Genomic DNA, 18,700 nt, shown 5'->3' on the forward strand with positions numbered 1-18,700 from the left:
AGGAAAAAATATCTAATTGAATGGTTGTCTTGTGAATTTTTAAATGACATGTGATAAAGTAAAGTTATTCAATTCACGTTTCAAGTCTTTTAGCAGAAAGTCTTAGGAGGAAGCAGTATTTTGAACGAAGAAAACAAACAAAACGAAAATGATATTCAATCTGATGCAAAGCAAGACAAAACAGAGAAGAAAAGTTCACTGTTTGAATGGATCAAAGCCATTTTAATTGCACTTGCGCTCGTCCTGCTCATCCGTACGTTTATATTTGAGCCGTATGTGGTGGAAGGAGAGTCAATGGAACCGACTCTTCATGATGGGGAAAAGCTGTTTGTCAACAAAACCATTAACTATCTAGGTGGTGTCAAACGAGGTGACATCGTGATTATTAATGGAAAAGATGGCCAGAAGATTCATTATGTAAAACGATTGATCGGCCTTCCGGGAGACACGATTGAAATGAAGGATGATACGCTTTACATTAATGGTAAAAAAGTTGATGAGCCTTATTTAAAAGAGAACAAGGCACATGCGAAAGAGTATGAAGTGCATTTAACAGGGGATTTTGGTCCAGTGAAAGTACCGAAAAACGATTACTTTGTGATGGGGGACAACAGACTCAATTCCATGGACAGCAGAAATGGACTTGGACTCATTGAAAAGGATCGGGTTGTCGGGACATCAGAATTTGTTTTCTTCCCATTTGGCGACATTCGGCAAACAAAATAAAAGCACCCTTCTCAGGTGTGTGAGAAAAGTGCTTGAATGGACGACCCTTTAAAAGAAGGGTCGTTTTAATTTGGCGTGAGCACCGTAACAATGATCACAATCGCCAACACAGAAGCGAAGACAGACCCAGTAATGGCTAAAACGGACCGAAACAATCCGACCTTTTGATTTTCTTTCCCTCGCTTTTGTAAAAAGCGTTTCGAAAAGATGTGTACCAGTGTGTAAATAAGCACAAGCCCAATATAAAGGCCAAAATCCCTCGCATTAAAGCCTGTTGCAGATAAATAAATACCCATAAAGAAAATCAATAAACAGTATTCCATAAGTGTAAGTAATCTCAAATCGCACGAACTCCTTCAATAAATCATTCCCATTTATTATACCATAATGGACAAATTGCCTTCGTTCTTAGCGAGAGACGTTTCTATCAAACGTTATTCATGTTATACTTCATAATGATGAATGAGTGATGGAGGATTAATAAATGATTGCAGTAAATAATGTTAGTTTGCGTTTTGCTGATCGTAAACTATTTGAAGAAGTAAATATTAAATTCACTCCTGGCAACTGCTACGGTCTAATTGGTGCCAATGGAGCTGGTAAATCAACGTTTCTAAAGATTCTTTCAGGTGAAATTGAAGCTCAGACGGGCGATGTTCATATGAGCCCTGGTGAGCGTTTAGCGATTTTAAAACAGAACCATTTTGAATACGAAGAATTTGAAGTATTAAAAGTCGTCATGATGGGTCACAAACGTCTATATGATGTGATGCAGGAGAAAGATGCGATCTATATGAAACCTGATTTTTCAGATGAAGACGGGATTCGTGCAGCAGAGCTTGAAGGTGAGTTCGCTGAGTTAAACGGCTGGGAAGCAGAAAGTGAAGCAGCAATCTTATTAAAAGGTCTTGGCATTCCAGAGAGCCTTCAATCGAAGAAAATGTCTGAGCTTGGTGGTTCTGAAAAGGTAAAAGTACTACTAGCCCAAGCTTTATTTGGTAAGCCTGACGTTCTTCTTCTTGATGAGCCAACGAACCACTTGGACTTACAAGCAATCCAGTGGCTGGAAGAGTTCCTCATTAATTTTGAAAATACCGTGATTGTCGTTTCGCATGACCGTCATTTCTTAAACAAAGTATGTACACATATTGCGGACCTAGACTTCGGAAAAATTCAAGTATATGTCGGTAACTATGATTTCTGGTATGAGTCCAGCCAGCTAGCGCTGAAGCTCAGCCAAGATGCGAATAAGAAAAAAGAAGAACAAATTAAGCAGCTTCAAGAGTTCGTTGCCCGGTTCAGTGCGAACGCTTCTAAATCGAAGCAAGCGACCTCAAGAAAGAAATTGCTTGATAAAATCTCTTTAGACGACATTAAGCCATCTTCACGTAAATATCCGTACGTTCATTTTGCGCCAGAGCGCGAAATCGGAAATGATGTCCTTCAAGTAGAAGGTTTATCGAAAACAATTGACGGTGTGAAAGTACTTGATAACGTCAGCTTTATCATGAATCGCGAGGATAAAATTGCGTTCTTAAGCCGTAATGAGCTTGCTGTATCCACTTTATTTAAAATTCTTGCTGGTGAGATGGAGCCAGACAGCGGGACATATAAATGGGGCGTTACAACATCTCAAGCCTTTTTCCCGAAAGACAATAGTGAATACTTTGAAGGAAACGATGTCGATCTAGTGGATTGGCTTCGTCAATATTCTCCTAATGATCAAAGCGAAAGCTTCTTACGCGGGTTCTTAGGACGTATGCTTTTCTCTGGGGAAGAAGTAAAGAAAAAAGCAACCGTCTTATCAGGAGGAGAGAAGGTTCGTTGTATGTTATCGAAAATGATGCTGTCAGGAGCGAATGTTCTGCTGCTGGATGAGCCGACGAACCACTTGGATCTAGAATCCATTACAGCGCTGAATAACGGTTTAATGAGCTTTAAAGGAGCTATGCTCTTCTCATCTCATGACCATCAGTTTGTTGAAACAGTGGCAAACCGTATCATCGAAGTGACGCCAAATGGCATCGTCGATAAACAAACAACATATGATGAGTTCTTATCAGATCAAGACATTCAAAAGAGACTCGATGAGCTTTATGCGTAAATAAGAAAAGACATCCAAAAGTGGATGTCTCAGCGTGTAGACAAACCCTCGCATTCGTTGTCAGGTCTGCGCGCTGGTGCTCACGAATGTTAAATTCGCTCCGCGCCAGTGCTCGCCCTTCCTAGACTTCAAAGGTTTTCTATCACGCTGAAAAGAAGACAAAGTGCTAAAATAAAAATCATTTTAGCACTTTGTCAACAATCTGAGACATCCAAAAGCGGATGTCTTTTTTTGATTAAATCGCCCAGTTTCCATTACGGAAGATCGGTTCGCGTTTTCCGTCTTTTGTAATGCCATCAATATTCATTTCCTTTGAACCAATCATGAAATCGACGTGTGTAATACTGTTGTTCACACCAGCTGCTTCCAATTCTTCACGATTCATCTCTTTTCCGCCTTCGATATTGAACGCATACCCGCTGCCGATGGCAAGGTGATTCGATGCATTTTCATCATAAAGGGTATTGTAATAGAGAATATTCGAGTTTGAGATTGGTGAATCGTCTGGTACGAGAGCAACCTCACCTAGATAATGGGAGCCTTCATCTGTTTCAACGAGCGAAGTTAAAATGTCTTCGCCTTCCTTCGCTTTCACATTGACAATTCGTCCATTTTCAAATGTTAATGTAAATTCATCAATGATATTTCCTGCATAACTGAGCGGTTTTGTGCTTGAGACAGTCCCATTTACACCGTCTTTTTTAGGTACGGTAAAGACTTCTTCTGTCGGCATGTTGGCCATGAAAGAGACGCCGCGCTCGCTCACGCTGCCGGCACCTACCCAAATGTGCTGTTCTGGGAGCTCAATCGTTAAATTTGTGCCAGGAGCATCATAATGAAGCTTGTGGTAGTGGCGCTCATTTAGTATTTTGACCTTTTCATTTAGTGACTCATCGTGCTTTTTCCAAGCCTCAACAGGATCTGCTTGATCAGCGCGAGCGACTTTAAAGATTTGATCCCATAATAACGCGACAGCTTCTTCATCTGTATGGTCAGGGAAAATCTTTTTCGCCCATTCTTTTGATGCGGCGCCTACGACCGTCCAAGCAACTTTGTCTGATTGAACGTATTGGCGATATGTATGAAGGGCTGATCCAGCGGCCTTTTGCTGTGCAGCGATTTTTTTCGAGTCAATGCCTCGCAGAAGGTCAGGGCTTTCTGACAAGATCGTGATAAAAGCGCCACCGCGTTTTGCGATGGTTTCCATCATCTGTGCTTCCCATTCTGGGAATTGCTCAAACACATCCTGCGGTGCATGTTCATATTTTAAACGGGCAAGAATACCATCACTCCAGCGGATATGTACGTTTTTCGCCCCGCGCTCATACGCATGTTTTGCCACAAGACGAACAAGGTCTGCGGATTCAGTAGATGCTGATACGACGACTTCCTGTTCTTTTTGAACATTCACACCGACTTCAACGATCGTCTTCGCATATTGATCTAGTTGTTTTTCAAATGTACTCATAAAAAACCCTCCTTTAGTCATGTTCATCATATCAGATTTAAGACCGAAAAGGAAAATGGGGAGCACGTTTCAAGCCAAAATAAAAAAGCCGCTTTCGTGCGGCTTTTTTAGCGGTTCAGTTGTTTCACAGGCTGTGCATTAGAAGGGGGCATATGTGAAAACGACAGGCTCATTCCTCCTAAAATAATACCCGTTAAAATAACTGTGACAACGACCCGTTTACCTAAATCAAGCAACATGTTCTTCCTCCTTCATGTTTATCCATTTCTCACGATATGATCGAAATGATAAAAAAAGAAGTAGAACAAGAAGATTATTTTAATGTTTTTTGCAATTTATGAATGACTTCTAGTGAACGACCTGTTCCGATTGCGACAGATTCAAGTGGATTTGCTGCAATATGAACTGGAACGACAATCTCCTGTGAGAGCCATTCTTGAATCCCATTTAACAAAGCGCCGCCGCCAGTTAAGATCACGCCGCGGTCTACAATGTCACCACTAAGCTCTGGAGGGCTGTCCTCTAATGTGGCACGAATCGCCTCTAAAATATGAAGAAGTGATTCTCGCATGGCACCTTGAATTTCATGAGATTCAAGTGTGATCGTTTTTGGAAGACCTGTCACCAGATCACGTCCACGTACTTCTAATGATTCCGGCTCATGCTCAATGAGACCATAACCAATTTCCATTTTAACCTGCTCGGCTGTCCGCTCGCCGATTAATAGATTATATTTCTTTCGGACAAACGTAATGATATCTTCATCTAGTTGATCTCCGCCAATTCGAATGGAATGACAAGAGACAACGCCGCCAAACGAAATGATGGCAACTTCCGTTGTTCCTCCGCCAATATCGACCACGACGTTTGCAACAGGCTCATCTACCGGGAGATCAGCGCCGATTGCAGCTGCAACAGGTTCTTCAATTAAATGCACGTGCTTTGCACCGCAATTTTTCACAGCATCACTGATGGCACGGCGTTCAACAGCTGTTGAACCAGAAGGTGTACATACTACGACCGTTGGTTTTCTGAAGGTAAACCCGATATTTTTCCCTGCTTTTTTCATGATTTGTTTGAGTAAATCTGTTGTCATATCATAATCAGCGATGACACCGTCTTTCATCGGACGGATCGCCACAATTTTACCAGGTGTTTTCCCAATCATTTCTTTTGCTTCTGCTCCGACTGCAAGTACAGTTTTTGTTTCTGTATCGACTGCCACGACGGACGGTTCATTTAAAATAATTCCCTTATTTTTACTATAAACCAATATGTTAGCTGTTCCTAAATCAATTCCAATTTCGGCATTTTGAAACATGTTTTCACCCAATCTCTATTTTTGCTGTTTTAAACAATTTTACATTTAAAAGTTCAGAGGGTTGATGTCATTTGTGGGGGTTTGTGATGACCTTGAAATGAACTTGTAAAATTCAAGTATCATTTTGACAATCACAATAAATTTTCCCTTTGTTTTTTCTTTTATGAAAAAAATTTTTATAGAGGAGAAACCTTTTGAGAATCTCTTACGTCTACGATATATCAATTGGTGCAAAACAGATTGATCTTGAGCTAATGAAAGAAAGAGGGAACGAAATTGAAATCTATCGGAGTCGTAAGAAAAGTAGACGAACTAGGGCGTATTGTGATGCCAATCGAATTAAGAAGAGCACTTGATATTGCTATTAAAGACAGTATGGAATTTTTTATAGATGGGGAGAAAATCGTCTTGAAAAAATACCAGCCAGAGGGCGTTTGCCTCATGACTGGTGAGATTACATCGGAGAACCATGATTATGGAAATGGTCAAATTACATTAAGCGCTGAAGGCGCAGAACTACTGTTAAAAGAGCTGCAAGAAGCTCTTCAGCAGTAATTAAAATAGCCTGCTCTCTTCCTTTGTGCTGAGAACAGGCTATTTTTTTCTGGCAAAGTTCCTTAAAAATGCCCCATCACCCTCAAAAAATAAGTGGAAAATGGTACAATTGACAAAGAATCTCAGGGCGGCAGGTGGAATCATTTGAACAAAACATATCAAGTGCGGATCGTGTTATCTGTTCTTGCATTTATTTTAATTTTAAGCTGGGATTTCTTTTATTATCTAGGCGGCTATCAAATTAATTGGCCGCTCGATCTAGCCTTTACAGTCTTGGTTTTAACAGGGATCTGGGTTGTCTCAGGCTATGTAGACCGCTTAAACCTACTTGTGTCAGACTTAAATACGAGAGAGAAAGAAGCACACGAACTGACAGAGCGGCTGAATCGAATCACAGATAACTTGCAAGAAATCGTCTTTGAAACAAACGAAAAAGGTGAAATTATTTTCTTAAATCAAGCATGGACACAAATGACAGGCTATGACATAGAGGAATGTCTAGGCACGATGTACAATCAGTACTTTGATCAAGAGGAGCGCGTGGTCCAGCATTTGTTATCTGTGATCAAGGAGCATAAGGATGCGGGGCGGGTAGAACTGCAGCTTCTCCATAAAGAGGGAAAGAAGGTATGGGGAGACGTTCATTACAAGCTCTATTTTGATGAGCATCACCAGTTTACTGGAGGGATTGGAACGGTTGCTGATATTACGAAACAAAAGCAGGCAAAGCTTGAGCTTGAAAGATCCAATCAGCAATTGCAAATGCAGGCGCAAAAGCTGGCTGTTGCAGGACAAATAGCCGCTGGAATCGCGCATGAAGTCAGAAATCCACTGACATCAGTAAATGGCTTTTTGCAGCTGATGAAGACACAATATCCTGAAAGAACCGATTATTTTGACATTATCTTTTCCGAAATTAAACGGATTGATTTTGTTTTAAGTGAGCTGCTTGTATTGGCTAAGCCTCAAGCGGTCCATTTTCAAGAAGTCCAGCTTCATGAGCTACTAGAACAGGTGATTACCTTATTAAAAACAAATGCCGTTCTTTCAAATATTGATCTCAAACAGCCATTTAAAAAGCAGGATGCCGGTGCAATCCTAGCAGACGCTAACCAAATGAAGCAGCTGTTCATTAATTTAATTAAAAATGCGATTGAGGCAATGCCAGAAGGTGGCAGCATATACATATCTACAGAAAAAGTATTGAATGAATGGAAGATTACCATTCAAGATGAAGGAAATGGGATGTCTGAAGAGGATATTCAAAAAATATATGATCCTTTCTTTTCAACGAAAAAAGAAGGGACAGGGCTTGGTTTGACCATCTGTGCGACGATTTTAAAAGATCATCAAGGAAGAATGGACGTATCCAGTGAGCTTGGAAAAGGCACAGCTTTTCAAATCTATTTGCCTGTGTGTCAAAAAAGCAGACAGCAGCAAGTTGAGAGGACGTGAAGTCATGACGATGAAAGCTTTATTTGTATATGGGACGCTATTGCAGCATGAAGAGCACCACGAAGCGTACATGAAGGAAAGCAGGCTATTAGCTAAATCAGCTTGGATGAGTGGAAGGATCTACGATACAGGTCAAGGATATCCAGCGTGCGTCCACTCAGAAAAAGGCACTGTATACGGGGAATTGTACGAGGTGACTGCTGACACGTTGAATAAGATAGACGTACTAGAGGAAGGGTATGACAAGCAGGAAATCAATGTCATGACGGATCAAGGTCAGGTAGCAGCCATGACATACACTTTGCCAGAGCAGAAGGCATCAGCGCTGAAAGCAATAAAGAGAGGGAGCTGGAAAGCTTATAGACTGTGGCAGCAGAAGCCGTCATCCTTCTATTATTTTGCCTATGGCTCCTGTATGGATGATGCAAGATTTAAGCTGGCAGAAGTCGATCATCACTTCAAACAAATCATCGGCGGAGGAGTACTAAGCGGTTTTACCACGAGATTTACATTGGTGAGGCCAGATGGATCAAGAGCTGATATGGTAGAAGACGGCGGCGAAACAGAGGGTGTTTTATATGAAGTTCCTTTTGATGCCATTCGTTATTTGTATAAACGAGAAGGAGTATATGAAGGTACATATCGTCCAGCTTTTGTCGATGTCAAAATAGGTGATCAAATTTATGAGAACTGTTTAACCTTTCTTGTGCTTCAAAAGAGCGAAGAAATCGCTCCGCCAGCTCATTATCGCAGTGAAATTGAAAAAGGAGCAGACCTTTACTTAAGTGAAGCGTTCCGTAAAAAAATTCGTTCGCATATGGATTCATTAATCAAACCGTAGTAAAATGCATGTTAAGTGAGATAAAAGGAGTCTGAACATGAAAAAGGAATATGCAGTCATTGGTCTTGGACGCTTTGGCGGAAGTATTTGCAAGGCGCTGAGCGAAGAAGGACTTGAAGTCATGGCCATGGATATGAATGAAGATCGAGTGAACGAATACGCGAAAATTGCCTCACACGCGGTCATTGGCGATTCGACCGACGAATCCGTTTTAAAAAATCTTGGTATTCGTAATTTTGATCATGTCATCGTTGCAATTGGCGAAAACATTCAGGCAAGTATTTTAACAACGATTATGCTGAAAGAGCTTGGCGTCAAAATGGTCACCGTGAAAGCGCAAAATGACTACCATGAAAAGGTGCTCAACAAAATTGGAGCGGATCGCATCGTTCATCCAGAGCGAGATATGGGCAGACGGATTGCACATAAAATTATTTCAAATAACGTGCTCGATTACCTCGAGCTGTCAGATGAGTACAGCCTGATTGAGATTGTTGCAAACAACAGGCTTGCGGGGCATTCTCTTTTAGATCTTGATATTCGGGCAAGATACGGCATCAACATTGTGGCGATTAAGCGCGGAAAAGAAGTCATCGTTTCCCCTCTGGCAGATGAAATGATTCAAAAAGAAGATATCCTCATTGTCATAGGGGCAGTAGCCGATATAGGACGCTTTGAAAAACGAGAAATGCAGAACGATTATTAAACACTCCGATGACGGGGTGTTTTTTTATATGAATATGTACATGACAGGTGGACATTGAGACGGAAATAGACACTGAAAAGGGTTGCTTTGTTCATGTATAACCTCAAAAATGAGTCATCATATTTTTCGTGCAATTATCACTATTCAGAAATAAAAAACAGTGTTTTGAGATGGTTGATTTTCTCTAAATGTCATTGACTGGGCAAACAGATTCGTTTACGATAAGAAACATTATATTGTTTACTTGGAGGAGGCAGTGTCGTTGGATAAGGAGCTTTTCAGACATCAAATTGAGGTAGCAGCAAAGAGAAAAAAAGCAGCCCTCGTGATTAAACATGCGAAAGTCATGGATGTGTTTAACCAGGAATGGATAGACGCTGATGTCGCTGTTGAAAATGGACAAATAGTCGGGATAGGGGAGTACGAGGGAGAACAGGAGCTGGATGCAGCAGGTCAAATGCTTGTACCTGGTTTTATTGATGGCCACGTTCATATCGAGTCCTCTATGGTCACCCCTGCTGAATTCTCCAAAGCTGTCGTTCCGCACGGTGTGACAACTGTCGTAACAGACCCGCATGAAATCGCCAATGTGTCAGGTATAACAGGCATCCGTTTTATGCTGGAAGAAGCGAGAAAAGCTGCCTTACATATTTATTTCATGCTGCCATCCTGTGTACCAGCAGTCAGTTTTGAACGATCAGGTGCTATATTAAAAGCGAAAGATTTAAAGCCCCTTTATCAAGAGAAGGAAGTGCTTGGTCTTGCTGAGGTGATGGACTATGTCGGTGTGGAGCAGGCAGAAGAAGATATGCTTCAAAAGCTGCTTGATGCTCAAAACGAGAATAAATTAATTGATGGCCATCTAGCAGGCTTAACAGACCGATTAATAAACGTCTACCGGACGGCCAATGTCCAAACAGACCATGAGGTGACAACAGCAGAGGAAGCCCTTGAACGTGTGAAAAGGGGCATGTATGTCATGCTGAGAGAGGGATCTGTTGCCAAAAACGTGAAAAATGTTTTACCTGCTGTGAATGAGAAGAATGCGAGACGTTTTTTCTTTTGTACAGATGATAAACATTTAGATGATTTAATGGCGCAGGGAAGTATTGATGAGCAAGTACGGATGTCCATAAAAGCAGGCTTAGATCCATTTTTAGCCTATCAAATGGGAAGCTTAAATGCCGCAGAGTGTTTTGGTCTTAAAACAAAGGGAGCCATTGCACCAGGCTATGATGCTGATTTTATGCTCGTCTCAGACCTTCATCATGTAGACATCTCAAGCGTATTTATTGCGGGAGAATTGGTTGCGCAGCATGGAGAGTACAAACCGAGTGTCGAAAAGATTGCACCGAGCCCAGCATTATTACAATCTGTTCATGCAGTAGACGTTCAAGAGCAAGATATTGCACTGCCTATCACAGACGATCAAAAAATGAATGTCATCCGTATTATTCCGAATCAGCTTGAAACAAAGTTAGAACAAGTCACTCCTTCAGAAACGAACGGACAATTTACAAGTGATACAGAGAGAGATGTATTAAAAATGGTGCTTGTCGAACGTCATCAAGGTTTATCTGAAATGGGGGTAGGGATTGTCAGCGGCTTCGGCATCAAAAAGGGCGCGATTGCAACAACGGTTGCACATGATTCACATAACTTAATTGCAGTTGGCACAAATGATGCCGATATTATTAAAGCGATTGAGGCGTTAAAAGAAGCAGGCGGCGGTTTGACCGTTGTCAAAGAAGGCCAGTCTCTTCATACGCTGCCATTACCGATCTCCGGTTTATTGTCAGATCAGCCGGCACATCTCGTCAATGAAAGCCTCCATGAACTCCATGAAGCACTAAAAGAAACTGGTTTTTCCTTAGACTTTAATCCGTTTTTGACGCTGTCCTTCTTGGCACTTCCAGTCATTCCTGATGTGAAAATGACAACAAAGGGCTTGTTTGATGTCAGAAGCTTTCAGCACCTCCCAATTCAATCATAAAAGAATGAGAAACTGCATGTATACCTTGTATATGTGCGGTTTTTTTCAATGCTTGATGAAAAAAAGAGACACAGCCAGTCGGCTCGTGTCTCTTTTTGTTATTACACTTCCATAATAATCGGTAAGATCATTGGGCGGCGTCTTGTTTTTTCATAAAGGAAAGGTGCAAGTGTGTCCGTAATTTCGTTCTTAATTTCCGACCACTGAGTTGTCTTACGTTCCATTACTTTTTCAAGATGCTTTGAAATCAAATCTTGTGCGTCGTTGATGAGGTCTCCAGATTCTCTCATGTAGACAAAGCCTCTTGAGATGAGATCAGGACCAGCAGAGATTTTGAATTCTTTCATGTCCATGCTGACGACCACAATGACAAGACCTTCTTCTGAAAGAATGCGGCGGTCTCTTAAGACGATATTCCCGATATCGCCAATTCCGCTTCCGTCGATATACACGTTACCTGATGGAATTTTGCCAGCGACACTTGCTTCGTCACCTTTTAGTGCAAGAACTTCACCGTTATCCATGATAAAGCAGTTTTCCTCAGGAATTCCGCAATCATTCGCAAGTTTAATATGCGTTTTTTGCATGCGGTATTCACCGTGAATCGGCATAAAGAATTTTGGTTTAATTAAACGGAGCATCAGCTTTTGTTCTTCTTGTCCGCCGTGACCAGATGTATGAATATTATTGAGTGAGCCATGAATGACCTCAGCGCCAGCACGATAAAGCTGGTTAATGGTGCGGCTTACGCTAATATTGTTACCCGGAATCGGTGAAGATGAGAAGACAACAGTGTCTCCAGGATTAATCGAAATCTGGCGGTGAGTGCCGTTTGCAATACGTGAAAGAGCAGCCATCGGTTCACCTTGGCTCCCAGTACAAAGAATGGTCACTTTGTTTGCTGGTAGACGGTTGATTTCATTATGTTCAATAAACGTGTTTTTCGGACATTTAATGTAGCCAAGATCTTGTCCAATATCAATGGCAGACTCCATACTGCGTCCAAACACAGCAACTTTTCGGCCGTTGGCAACAGCGGACTCAATGACTTGCTGAAGTCTGTGAATGTTTGAAGCAAACGTAGCAAAGATGATACGTCCGTCGACTTTTCTAAAGATGTCATCAATGCTTTCGCCTACGCGTCTTTCAGACATCGTAAATTCTGGAATTTCACTGTTTGTACTATCGGATAAAAGACATAGAACGCCTTCTTTCCCGATTTCAGCCATTTTTGTTAAGTTGGCAGGCTCGCCAACAGGCGTAAAGTCAAACTTGAAATCACCTGTATGTACGATGTTACCAGGAGGTGTCTTCACGACAATTCCATAAGAATCTGGAATACTGTGTGTTGTTCTAAAGAAAGACACAGCTGTTTTTCTAAATTTAATGGTATCTTCTTCTTCAAAAATGTGAAGTTTTGTTTGTCTCAAGAGACCGTGCTCTTCCAATTTATTACGAAGTAGGCCGATTGCGAGTTTGCCGCCGTAAACTGGAATATTCACTTGCTTGAGAAGGTAAGGGATACCGCCGATGTGGTCTTCATGTCCGTGAGTGATGAAAAGACCTTTGATTTTATCTTCGTTTTTAACTAAGTACGTATAGTCAGGGATGACGTAGTCAATTCCAAGAAGCTCATCTTCAGGGAACTTAATACCAGCATCAATTAAAATGATTTCATCTTGAAATTGAACGCCATACGTGTTTTTACCGATCTCGCCTAAACCGCCGAGCGCAAAAACTGCCGCCTGATCGTTTTTCACAAATTTCATTCCTCTCATAGCTCCAATACTTTAAAATTTTCACTTTCTCGTTCATAGTCTAAAAAAGCACCGTCTACAGGCTGAATGAATTCAATGTTGTAGCTATGTTTTTTCAACTTATCGCGTACGTCTCTTTCAGAAACCGCTTCAACGTATAGTGAATCTGTGTGTTCTCTTACAGGTACCTCAGTAGTACTTGCCTGAAAAAATACCTTATATATCATCCAAATCTCTCCTTAAATACCGTATGTTACACTCGCTAATTCTATTATATTAAAAAAACGCGCATAAGAAAAGTCTCTGAGAAAAAAGGACCTTCGGCAAATGTGCGGAAGATCCTTTTAAGCGATCGATTTTTTACGAAGCATGTCCTTCCATTGTCTTCTAATTTTCTTGCGCAGACGACGAAGCATCACAGGTCGCCTCCTTTCGGTTTGAAGTCAGATTAGACCATGTATTCCGTTCTCTCTTTATACTTGTATTATATGACGATTCCATTGAATGTTACATGGTTATATGTGGGAAATAGGCGTTTTCGTAGGAAGTGGTTTCGAAAGAGGAAATCTTTCTGTATGATGAAAGGGAGTGGGTATACATAACAAGAGACAGGAGACGGGATATGAATAAAAAAGTCATCTTCTTTGATATCGACGGTACTTTATATGATCATGATAAAAAAATACCTGAATCAACGAAGCGAGCGGTTCGCTTATTAAAAGAAAAAGGCCATCATCTCTTTATTGCATCTGGGCGTTCGCCTTTTTTGATTCAGCCTATTTTAGAGGAATTAGGGCTTGACTCCTTTATTGCTTATAACGGTCAGTATGTCATGTATGAGGGAGAGGTCATTTACGGCAATCCGCTGAAACTGGAACTGATGGAGCAAATTTATGAAACGGCGGATCGTCATGATCATCCGCTTGTATTCATGGGGGAAAAAACGATGAAGGCTTCTGTGCCAAATCATCCGTTTATCCATGAGGGGATTGGGACTTTAAAAACAGAGCATCCTGAGCATGATTTGTCTTACTTTAAAGAAAACGAGATTTTTCAAATGCTATTATTCTGTAAGGCTGAAGAGGAAGTCCAATACGAGGCGTTCCGCGAAGAAATTGATCTTGTCAGATGGCACGAGCTGTCAACAGATGTCCTGCCAAAAGGCGGGTCGAAGGCTGAAGGCATTAAACGAGTCATCGAAAGGCTGCCTTATGATCAAAAGGATACCGTTGCCTTTGGAGACGGTCTGAACGATCGAGAGATGATTTCATTTGCTGGAACTGGCGTTGCCATGGGTAATGCTGTGAATGAATTAAAAGATTTGGCTGATTTTGTGACAAAGCCAGTTGATGAAGACGGCATATTCCATGCAGTGACTCATCTAGGCCTCATTGAAGAGTAAAAAAAGAAGACCCTTAGGCTAATGGGTCTTCTTTTTATTTTATGATCTGCCGATCTCAACAGAGTTGTCTGGCTCAGCGAAGGGCTGATCCTTTTGAATATGATCATAAAACATAATGCCGTTTAAATGGTCGATTTCATGCTGAAAAACAATGGCCGGGAACCCTTTTAGGCGAATATCAATGTCTTCTCCTTCAAGCGTTGTGGCCTTCACCCTGATCTTTTGATATCGAGGGACAAATCCAGGAATGGCTTCATCAACAGATAAGCAGCCTTCACCAGTAGCTAAATAAGCTCTTTTGACCGAGTGACTGACAATGCGCGGGTTGAAAAGGGCATAGCTGTATTCCTCTCCATCTTCGTCCTCACAGTGAACAGCGATCATCCGTTTACTGATATTAATTTGCGGAGCTGCTAGTCCAACGCCGGGTCTGAGTCCATACTTTTCAGCCATGTCAGCATCCTGACTATTTTTGACGAATTCAATCATGTCAGCTAATTGCTGTTTTTCCTCTTCTGTCGGCGGGAGCTCGACCGCTTCAGCTGTTTGTCTTAAGACGGGATGTCCGTCCCGTACGATATCTTCCATGGTAATCACAAATCTTCACTCCTATTTCCTTTGTATGTAAAGTATATAAAATGATACACAACATATGCAATGAAATAAAGAAGACCGGTCCTATGAGACCGGTCAGAGGCTTAAACAGCCATTAGCAGCAGCCGCCACCGCCGCCGCCTAAGAATGCTGCGCCAACGATGATTAATAGGATGAAAAGGACAACGATTAAAGCGAATGTCCGTCCTCCGCCGTATCCGTAGCCACCGCCATAACTTGGGTAACAACAGCCACCGCCATATCCACCACCGTATCCATACCCGTGACCGCCGTATCCACCATACATACTTCCATGACTATAATTAGACATACTTTTGACCTCCTTTGGAAATACACTCGGCCTCTCAGAAGTGAAGGCGAAGCGTGTAATATAAACTATGTATGAATGCACTATTTGTATAGTCATGCGCCTATCACTTGAAAAAAATCTTCTCCGGCTCATCAGGATGACCTCTTTCCTTGTCACAAGCGCCTATAAAAATTATAGTGGTATGTGGAGATGTAAAGGGGGAACCTTGTGATGAGACAGATGAGAAGAAGCATGAAAGCATGTGCTGCTTTAGCGGGGATATGTACCCTTTTGCTGGCGGGATGCGGAGGTCAAAGTCCATTTCATGACATGCAAGATGCGATGACGAAAATGAGCGAAAAAGAGGCATCCTTTGAAAAAGAGCAAGGTACACTGCAAAGCTATGAGAAAAAAGAGCAGCAGCTCTATACAAAAATGATTCAAACCACAAAAGATCATACAAAAACAGTGTCAAGCCTTTCTGATCAGGCGTTAGCATCTGCAGCGAAACGAAAAGAACATTTAAAAACAGAAAAAGACAGCATGGATGAATCGAAAAAAGAATTGAAAACGGTAAAGGAATCTGCCGGACGTATAAAAGATACGGATTTAAAAGAAAAAGCAGATGAAACGGTCAAATCGCTTGAGAAAAGATATGCGTCGTATGACCAGCTTTACAAGGAATATCAAAAGGCGCTGAAACAAGATCAGCATTTGTATCAATCTATAAAGAAGAAGGACTTAGGATATGAAGAGTTGAAATCCAAGCTGAAGACGGTGAACCGTTCTTATAGCAAAGTCAGAAAAGAAGGTAAGAAGTTCAATCAATATACAAAGCAATTGAATGAGCATAAACAGGCTTTGTATAAAGCGGCAGATCAAGAGCCCCAAAAGAGCTGAAAAAACAGCTCTTTTTTTATTTTTCGACAAAAACAAACATTTTCTATTGTAGTACAGTAGTATACTCTATACTAGTACAGTTTGAGGTGTTTGTTAAACAGATTGATACAGCTCACCATAAAAAGTAAAGCGAATACATTTATTTAAATAAAGCCGTTAAATCAATTGACGGACTATTTTTCTTGTTGTAAACTAGTCCTTGTTAACAGAAGTTGTATTAGTTTTTTGTGAACTATCGTTAATACAGTTAGAAGAACTCAAAAACGAGCGATCATTCAATGTTTCGACAACGATCCTAGTGGCTATTAAATACAGGAGTCATATGAGTATTTTGGGTTATCCTATATCTGTATGTATAAATGGATTCACGACAAATTGACTGTTAAAAGAAAGGAAGAGGTGACTTTAGAATGGCTGCAAAAACAAAAAAAGCAATTGTTGATAGCAAAAAGCAATTTGATGCCATCAAAAAGCAGTTTGAAACGTTTCAAATTTTAAACGAAAAAGGCGAAGTCGTAAACGAAGCGGCAATGCCGGATCTCTCAGATGACCAATTAAAAGAATTAATGCGCCGTATGGTGTTTACACGTGTATTAGATCAACGTTCAATTTCATTGAACCGTCAAGGACGTCTTGGCTTCTATGCGCCTACAGCTGGACAAGAGGCTTCTCAGCTTGCAACTCACTTTGCACTTGAGAAAGAAGATTTCATTCTTCCAGGATATCGTGATGTACCACAATTAATCTGGCATGGCCTTCCATTAACAAAAGCGTTCTTGTTCTCTCGTGGACACTTTGTTGGTAACCAAATGCCTGAAGATGTGAATGCACTTTCTCCACAAATCATTATCGGTGCACAAATCATTCAAGCTGCTGGTGTAGCTCTTGGTTTGAAAAAGCGCGGTAAAAATGCTGTTGCAATCACTTACACTGGTGATGGCGGAGCTTCACAAGGTGATTTCTACGAAGGTATCAACTTTGCAGGGGCTTACAAAGCGCCAGCGATTTTTGTTGTCCAAAACAACAGATATGCGATCTCTACACCTGTTGAGAAGCAATCTGCTGCACAAACAATTGCACAAAAAGCAGCTGCAGCTGGTATCGTAGGCGTACAAGTTGACGGTATGGATGCATTAGCTGTATATGCAGCAACTGCTGAAGCTCGTGAGCGTGCTGTAAATGGCGAAGGTCCAACATTAATCGAAACTCTTACATTCCGTTACGGTCCACATACAATGGCTGGTGACGATCCAACAAGATATCGTACAAAAGAAGATGAAAATGAGTGGGAGCAAAAAGATCCATTGGTACGCTACCGCAGATTCTTGGAAAACAAAGGCCTATGGTCTGAAGAAGAAGAGAATAAAGTCATCGAAGATGCAAAAGAACAAATCAAACAAGCGATCAAAGAAGCTGACGAACAGCCTAAGCAAAAAGTCACTGACTTGATTGAAAACATGTACGATGTGAAACCATTCAACTTAGTTGAACAGCTTGAAATTTACAAACAGAAGGAGTCGAAGTAAGCCATGGCGCAAATGACAATGATTCAAGCGATCACTGATGCGTTACGCACAGAACTGAAAAATGACGAAAACGTTCTCGTTTTCGGAGAAGACGTTGGTAAAAACGGCGGCGTATTCCGTGCGACTGAAGGATTGCAAAAAGAGTTTGGTGAGGATCGTGTATTCGATACTCCACTTGCTGAATCTGGTATTGGCGGTCTTGCAATTGGCCTTGGACTACAAGAATTCCGCCCAGTAATGGAAATTCAATTCTTCGGATTCGTTTACGAAGTATTAGATTCTGTTTCTGGACAAATGGCTCGTATGCGTTACCGTTCTGGCGGACGCTGGCATTCTCCAGTGACAATCCGTTCTCCATTCGGTGGAGGGGTTCATACTCCTGAGCTTCATGCTGACAGCTTAGAAGGTCTTATCGCACAACAGCCTGGTATCAAGGTTGTCATTCCTTCAACACCTTACGATGCAAAAGGACTATTAATTTCTGCAATCCGCGACAACGATCCGGTTGTGTTCCTTGAGCATATGAAACTTTATCGCTCTTTCCGTCAGGAAGTTCCTGAAGAAGAGTACACAATTGAAATCGGTAAAGCTGACGTGAAACGTGAAGGTTCTGACCTTTCAATCATCACTTATGGTGCAATGGTTCACGAATCACTTAAAGCTGCTGAAGAACTTGAAAAAGAAGGCGTTTCTGCTGAAGTGATCGACCTTCGTACAGTAAGCCCGCTTGATATTGAAACAATCATCGCTTCTGTTGAAAAAACAGGTCGTGCGATCGTTGTTCAAGAAGCACAAAAACAAGCTGGTATTGCTGCAAACGTAGTAGCTGAAATCAATGACAGAGCAATCCTTAGCCTAGAAGCACCAGTACTTCGTGTAGCTGCACCTGATACTGTATTTGCTTTCTCTCAAGCTGAGAGCGTATGGCTTCCAAACCATAAAGACGTGCTTGAAACAGCTAAGAAAGTTCTTGAATTTTAATTAAATGACAGAGGGGAAAAGAATTTATTTCTCTTCCCCTTTATCAATTACATGACCGTGT

19 protein-coding genes are annotated in these 18,700 nt (G+C 41.4%); 11 read left to right on the forward strand and 8 right to left on the reverse strand.

What is annotated here, in order from left to right:
- Positions 1–153: 153 nt before the first annotated feature.
- On the forward strand, positions 154–726 hold the full coding sequence (gene lepB, locus MKZ03_RS06690) for a signal peptidase I (RefSeq protein WP_034663870.1): 573 nt from the start codon (positions 154–156) through the stop codon (positions 724–726).
- Positions 727–791: 65 nt separating this feature from the next.
- On the opposite strand, the gene MKZ03_RS06695 is transcribed toward lepB, so the two are convergent.
- Positions 792–1,067: a hypothetical protein gene (locus MKZ03_RS06695; protein WP_060596158.1), complete on the reverse strand. Its 276-nt coding sequence runs from the start codon at positions 1,065–1,067 to the stop codon at positions 792–794.
- 143 nt (positions 1,068–1,210) lie between these two features.
- Between MKZ03_RS06695 and MKZ03_RS06700 the strand changes: the two genes are divergently transcribed.
- Positions 1,211–2,830 (forward strand): ABC-F family ATP-binding cassette domain-containing protein, encoded by a 1,620-nt coding sequence (locus MKZ03_RS06700; RefSeq protein WP_341031364.1) that lies wholly within the window; start codon positions 1,211–1,213, stop codon positions 2,828–2,830.
- 235 nt (positions 2,831–3,065) lie between these two features.
- On the opposite strand, the gene MKZ03_RS06705 is transcribed toward MKZ03_RS06700, so the two are convergent.
- The 3 genes from MKZ03_RS06705 to mreBH all read right to left on the reverse strand — a co-directional run bounded on the left by MKZ03_RS06705 (position 3,066) and on the right by mreBH (position 5,619).
- The gene (locus MKZ03_RS06705; RefSeq protein ID WP_341031366.1) at positions 3,066–4,298 is read right to left on the reverse strand and encodes an aminopeptidase; all 1,233 of its coding nucleotides are present in this window, start codon (positions 4,296–4,298) and stop codon (positions 3,066–3,068) included.
- Positions 4,299–4,405: 107 nt separating this feature from the next.
- Positions 4,406–4,537: a protein YkpC gene (locus tag MKZ03_RS06710; protein ID WP_003210922.1), complete on the reverse strand. Its 132-nt coding sequence runs from the start codon at positions 4,535–4,537 to the stop codon at positions 4,406–4,408.
- Positions 4,538–4,611: 74 nt separating this feature from the next.
- Positions 4,612–5,619 carry a rod-share determining protein MreBH gene (gene mreBH / locus MKZ03_RS06715; protein ID WP_060596160.1) on the reverse strand — a complete coding sequence of 336 codons (1,008 nt, stop codon included), beginning with the start codon at positions 5,617–5,619 and terminating at the stop codon, positions 4,612–4,614.
- Between the two features lie 276 nt (positions 5,620–5,895).
- On the opposite strand from mreBH, the gene MKZ03_RS06720 reads away from it, so the two are divergent.
- The 5 genes from MKZ03_RS06720 (at position 5,896) to ade (ending at position 11,169) form a co-directional block, all read left to right on the forward strand.
- On the forward strand, positions 5,896–6,174 hold the full coding sequence (locus MKZ03_RS06720) for an AbrB/MazE/SpoVT family DNA-binding domain-containing protein (protein ID WP_034662686.1): 279 nt from the start codon (positions 5,896–5,898) through the stop codon (positions 6,172–6,174).
- 144 nt (positions 6,175–6,318) lie between these two features.
- Positions 6,319–7,629: an ATP-binding protein gene (locus MKZ03_RS06725; RefSeq protein WP_106030784.1), complete on the forward strand. Its 1,311-nt coding sequence runs from the start codon at positions 6,319–6,321 to the stop codon at positions 7,627–7,629.
- Positions 7,630–7,633: 4 nt separating this feature from the next.
- Complete coding sequence (locus tag MKZ03_RS06730) at positions 7,634–8,470, forward strand: gamma-glutamylcyclotransferase (protein ID WP_106030785.1); 837 nt, start codon at positions 7,634–7,636, stop codon at positions 8,468–8,470.
- A gap of 37 nt (positions 8,471–8,507) precedes the next feature.
- Positions 8,508–9,176: a potassium channel family protein gene (locus MKZ03_RS06735; protein ID WP_034662681.1), complete on the forward strand. Its 669-nt coding sequence runs from the start codon at positions 8,508–8,510 to the stop codon at positions 9,174–9,176.
- A 262-nt stretch (positions 9,177–9,438) separates the two neighbouring features.
- A complete protein-coding gene (gene ade / locus MKZ03_RS06740) occupies positions 9,439–11,169 on the forward strand; it encodes an adenine deaminase (RefSeq protein WP_341031370.1) in 1,731 nt (576 codons plus the stop codon).
- A gap of 101 nt (positions 11,170–11,270) precedes the next feature.
- Here ade and rnjA read toward each other — a convergent pair whose 3' ends face one another.
- Together rnjA and MKZ03_RS06750 are read right to left on the reverse strand one after the other, a co-directional pair.
- Positions 11,271–12,938 carry a ribonuclease J1 gene (gene rnjA / locus MKZ03_RS06745; RefSeq protein WP_012009818.1) on the reverse strand — a complete coding sequence of 556 codons (1,668 nt, stop codon included), beginning with the start codon at positions 12,936–12,938 and terminating at the stop codon, positions 11,271–11,273.
- Between the two features lie 5 nt (positions 12,939–12,943).
- Positions 12,944–13,153 carry a DNA-dependent RNA polymerase subunit epsilon gene (locus tag MKZ03_RS06750; protein WP_003211882.1) on the reverse strand — a complete coding sequence of 70 codons (210 nt, stop codon included), beginning with the start codon at positions 13,151–13,153 and terminating at the stop codon, positions 12,944–12,946.
- Positions 13,154–13,548: 395 nt separating this feature from the next.
- Here MKZ03_RS06750 and MKZ03_RS06755 point away from each other — a divergent pair, with 395 nt between their 5' ends.
- Positions 13,549–14,328 (forward strand): Cof-type HAD-IIB family hydrolase, encoded by a 780-nt coding sequence (locus MKZ03_RS06755; RefSeq protein ID WP_034662673.1) that lies wholly within the window; start codon positions 13,549–13,551, stop codon positions 14,326–14,328.
- 39 nt (positions 14,329–14,367) lie between these two features.
- Here the strand turns inward: MKZ03_RS06755 and def are convergent, their stop codons facing one another.
- Both def and MKZ03_RS06765 read right to left on the reverse strand, forming a co-directional pair.
- Positions 14,368–14,925, reverse strand: coding sequence for a peptide deformylase (gene def, locus MKZ03_RS06760; protein ID WP_341031372.1), 558 nt, complete (start codon positions 14,923–14,925; stop codon positions 14,368–14,370).
- Between the two features lie 112 nt (positions 14,926–15,037).
- Entirely contained in the window at positions 15,038–15,229 is a 192-nt protein-coding gene (locus MKZ03_RS06765; RefSeq protein WP_106030973.1) for a YjcZ family sporulation protein, read from the reverse strand.
- A gap of 234 nt (positions 15,230–15,463) precedes the next feature.
- On the opposite strand from MKZ03_RS06765, the gene MKZ03_RS06770 reads away from it, so the two are divergent.
- The 3 genes from MKZ03_RS06770 to pdhB all read left to right on the forward strand — a co-directional run bounded on the left by MKZ03_RS06770 (position 15,464) and on the right by pdhB (position 18,639).
- On the forward strand, positions 15,464–16,132 hold the full coding sequence (locus MKZ03_RS06770; protein WP_307499563.1) for a YkyA family protein: 669 nt from the start codon (positions 15,464–15,466) through the stop codon (positions 16,130–16,132).
- Between the two features lie 410 nt (positions 16,133–16,542).
- Positions 16,543–17,658, forward strand: a complete 1,116-nt coding sequence (pdhA, locus tag MKZ03_RS06775; protein WP_060596162.1) for a pyruvate dehydrogenase (acetyl-transferring) E1 component subunit alpha — start codon at positions 16,543–16,545, stop codon at positions 17,656–17,658.
- A gap of 3 nt (positions 17,659–17,661) precedes the next feature.
- Entirely contained in the window at positions 17,662–18,639 is a 978-nt protein-coding gene (gene pdhB / locus MKZ03_RS06780) for a pyruvate dehydrogenase complex E1 component subunit beta (protein WP_012009824.1), read from the forward strand.
- The last annotated feature ends 61 nt before the right edge of the window (positions 18,640–18,700 follow it).

This window comes from Bacillus sp. FSL R5-0431 (assembly GCF_038002985.1).
Taxonomy (GTDB): domain Bacteria; phylum Bacillota; class Bacilli; order Bacillales; family Bacillaceae; genus Bacillus.

Coding starts and splice junctions, on each gene's coding strand:
- MKZ03_RS06700 (WP_341031364.1), top strand. CDS start 1,211: ATGATTGCAGTAAATAATGTTAGTTTGCGTTTTGCTGATCGTAAACTA.
- MKZ03_RS06705 (WP_341031366.1), bottom strand. CDS start 4,298: ATGAGTACATTTGAAAAACAACTAGATCAATATGCGAAGACGATCGTT.
- MKZ03_RS06710 (WP_003210922.1), bottom strand. CDS start 4,537: ATGTTGCTTGATTTAGGTAAACGGGTCGTTGTCACAGTTATTTTAACG.
- mreBH (WP_060596160.1), bottom strand. CDS start 5,619: ATGTTTCAAAATGCCGAAATTGGAATTGATTTAGGAACAGCTAACATA.
- MKZ03_RS06730 (WP_106030785.1), top strand. CDS start 7,634: ATGACGATGAAAGCTTTATTTGTATATGGGACGCTATTGCAGCATGAA.
- MKZ03_RS06735 (WP_034662681.1), top strand. CDS start 8,508: ATGAAAAAGGAATATGCAGTCATTGGTCTTGGACGCTTTGGCGGAAGT.
- rnjA (WP_012009818.1), bottom strand. CDS start 12,938: ATGAAATTTGTGAAAAACGATCAGGCGGCAGTTTTTGCGCTCGGCGGT.
- MKZ03_RS06750 (WP_003211882.1), bottom strand. CDS start 13,153: ATGATATATAAGGTATTTTTTCAGGCAAGTACTACTGAGGTACCTGTA.
- MKZ03_RS06755 (WP_034662673.1), top strand. CDS start 13,549: ATGAATAAAAAAGTCATCTTCTTTGATATCGACGGTACTTTATATGAT.
- MKZ03_RS06765 (WP_106030973.1), bottom strand. CDS start 15,229: ATGTATGGTGGATACGGCGGTCACGGGTATGGATACGGTGGTGGATAT.
- MKZ03_RS06770 (WP_307499563.1), top strand. CDS start 15,464: ATGAGACAGATGAGAAGAAGCATGAAAGCATGTGCTGCTTTAGCGGGG.
- pdhA (WP_060596162.1), top strand. CDS start 16,543: ATGGCTGCAAAAACAAAAAAAGCAATTGTTGATAGCAAAAAGCAATTT.
- pdhB (WP_012009824.1), top strand. CDS start 17,662: ATGGCGCAAATGACAATGATTCAAGCGATCACTGATGCGTTACGCACA.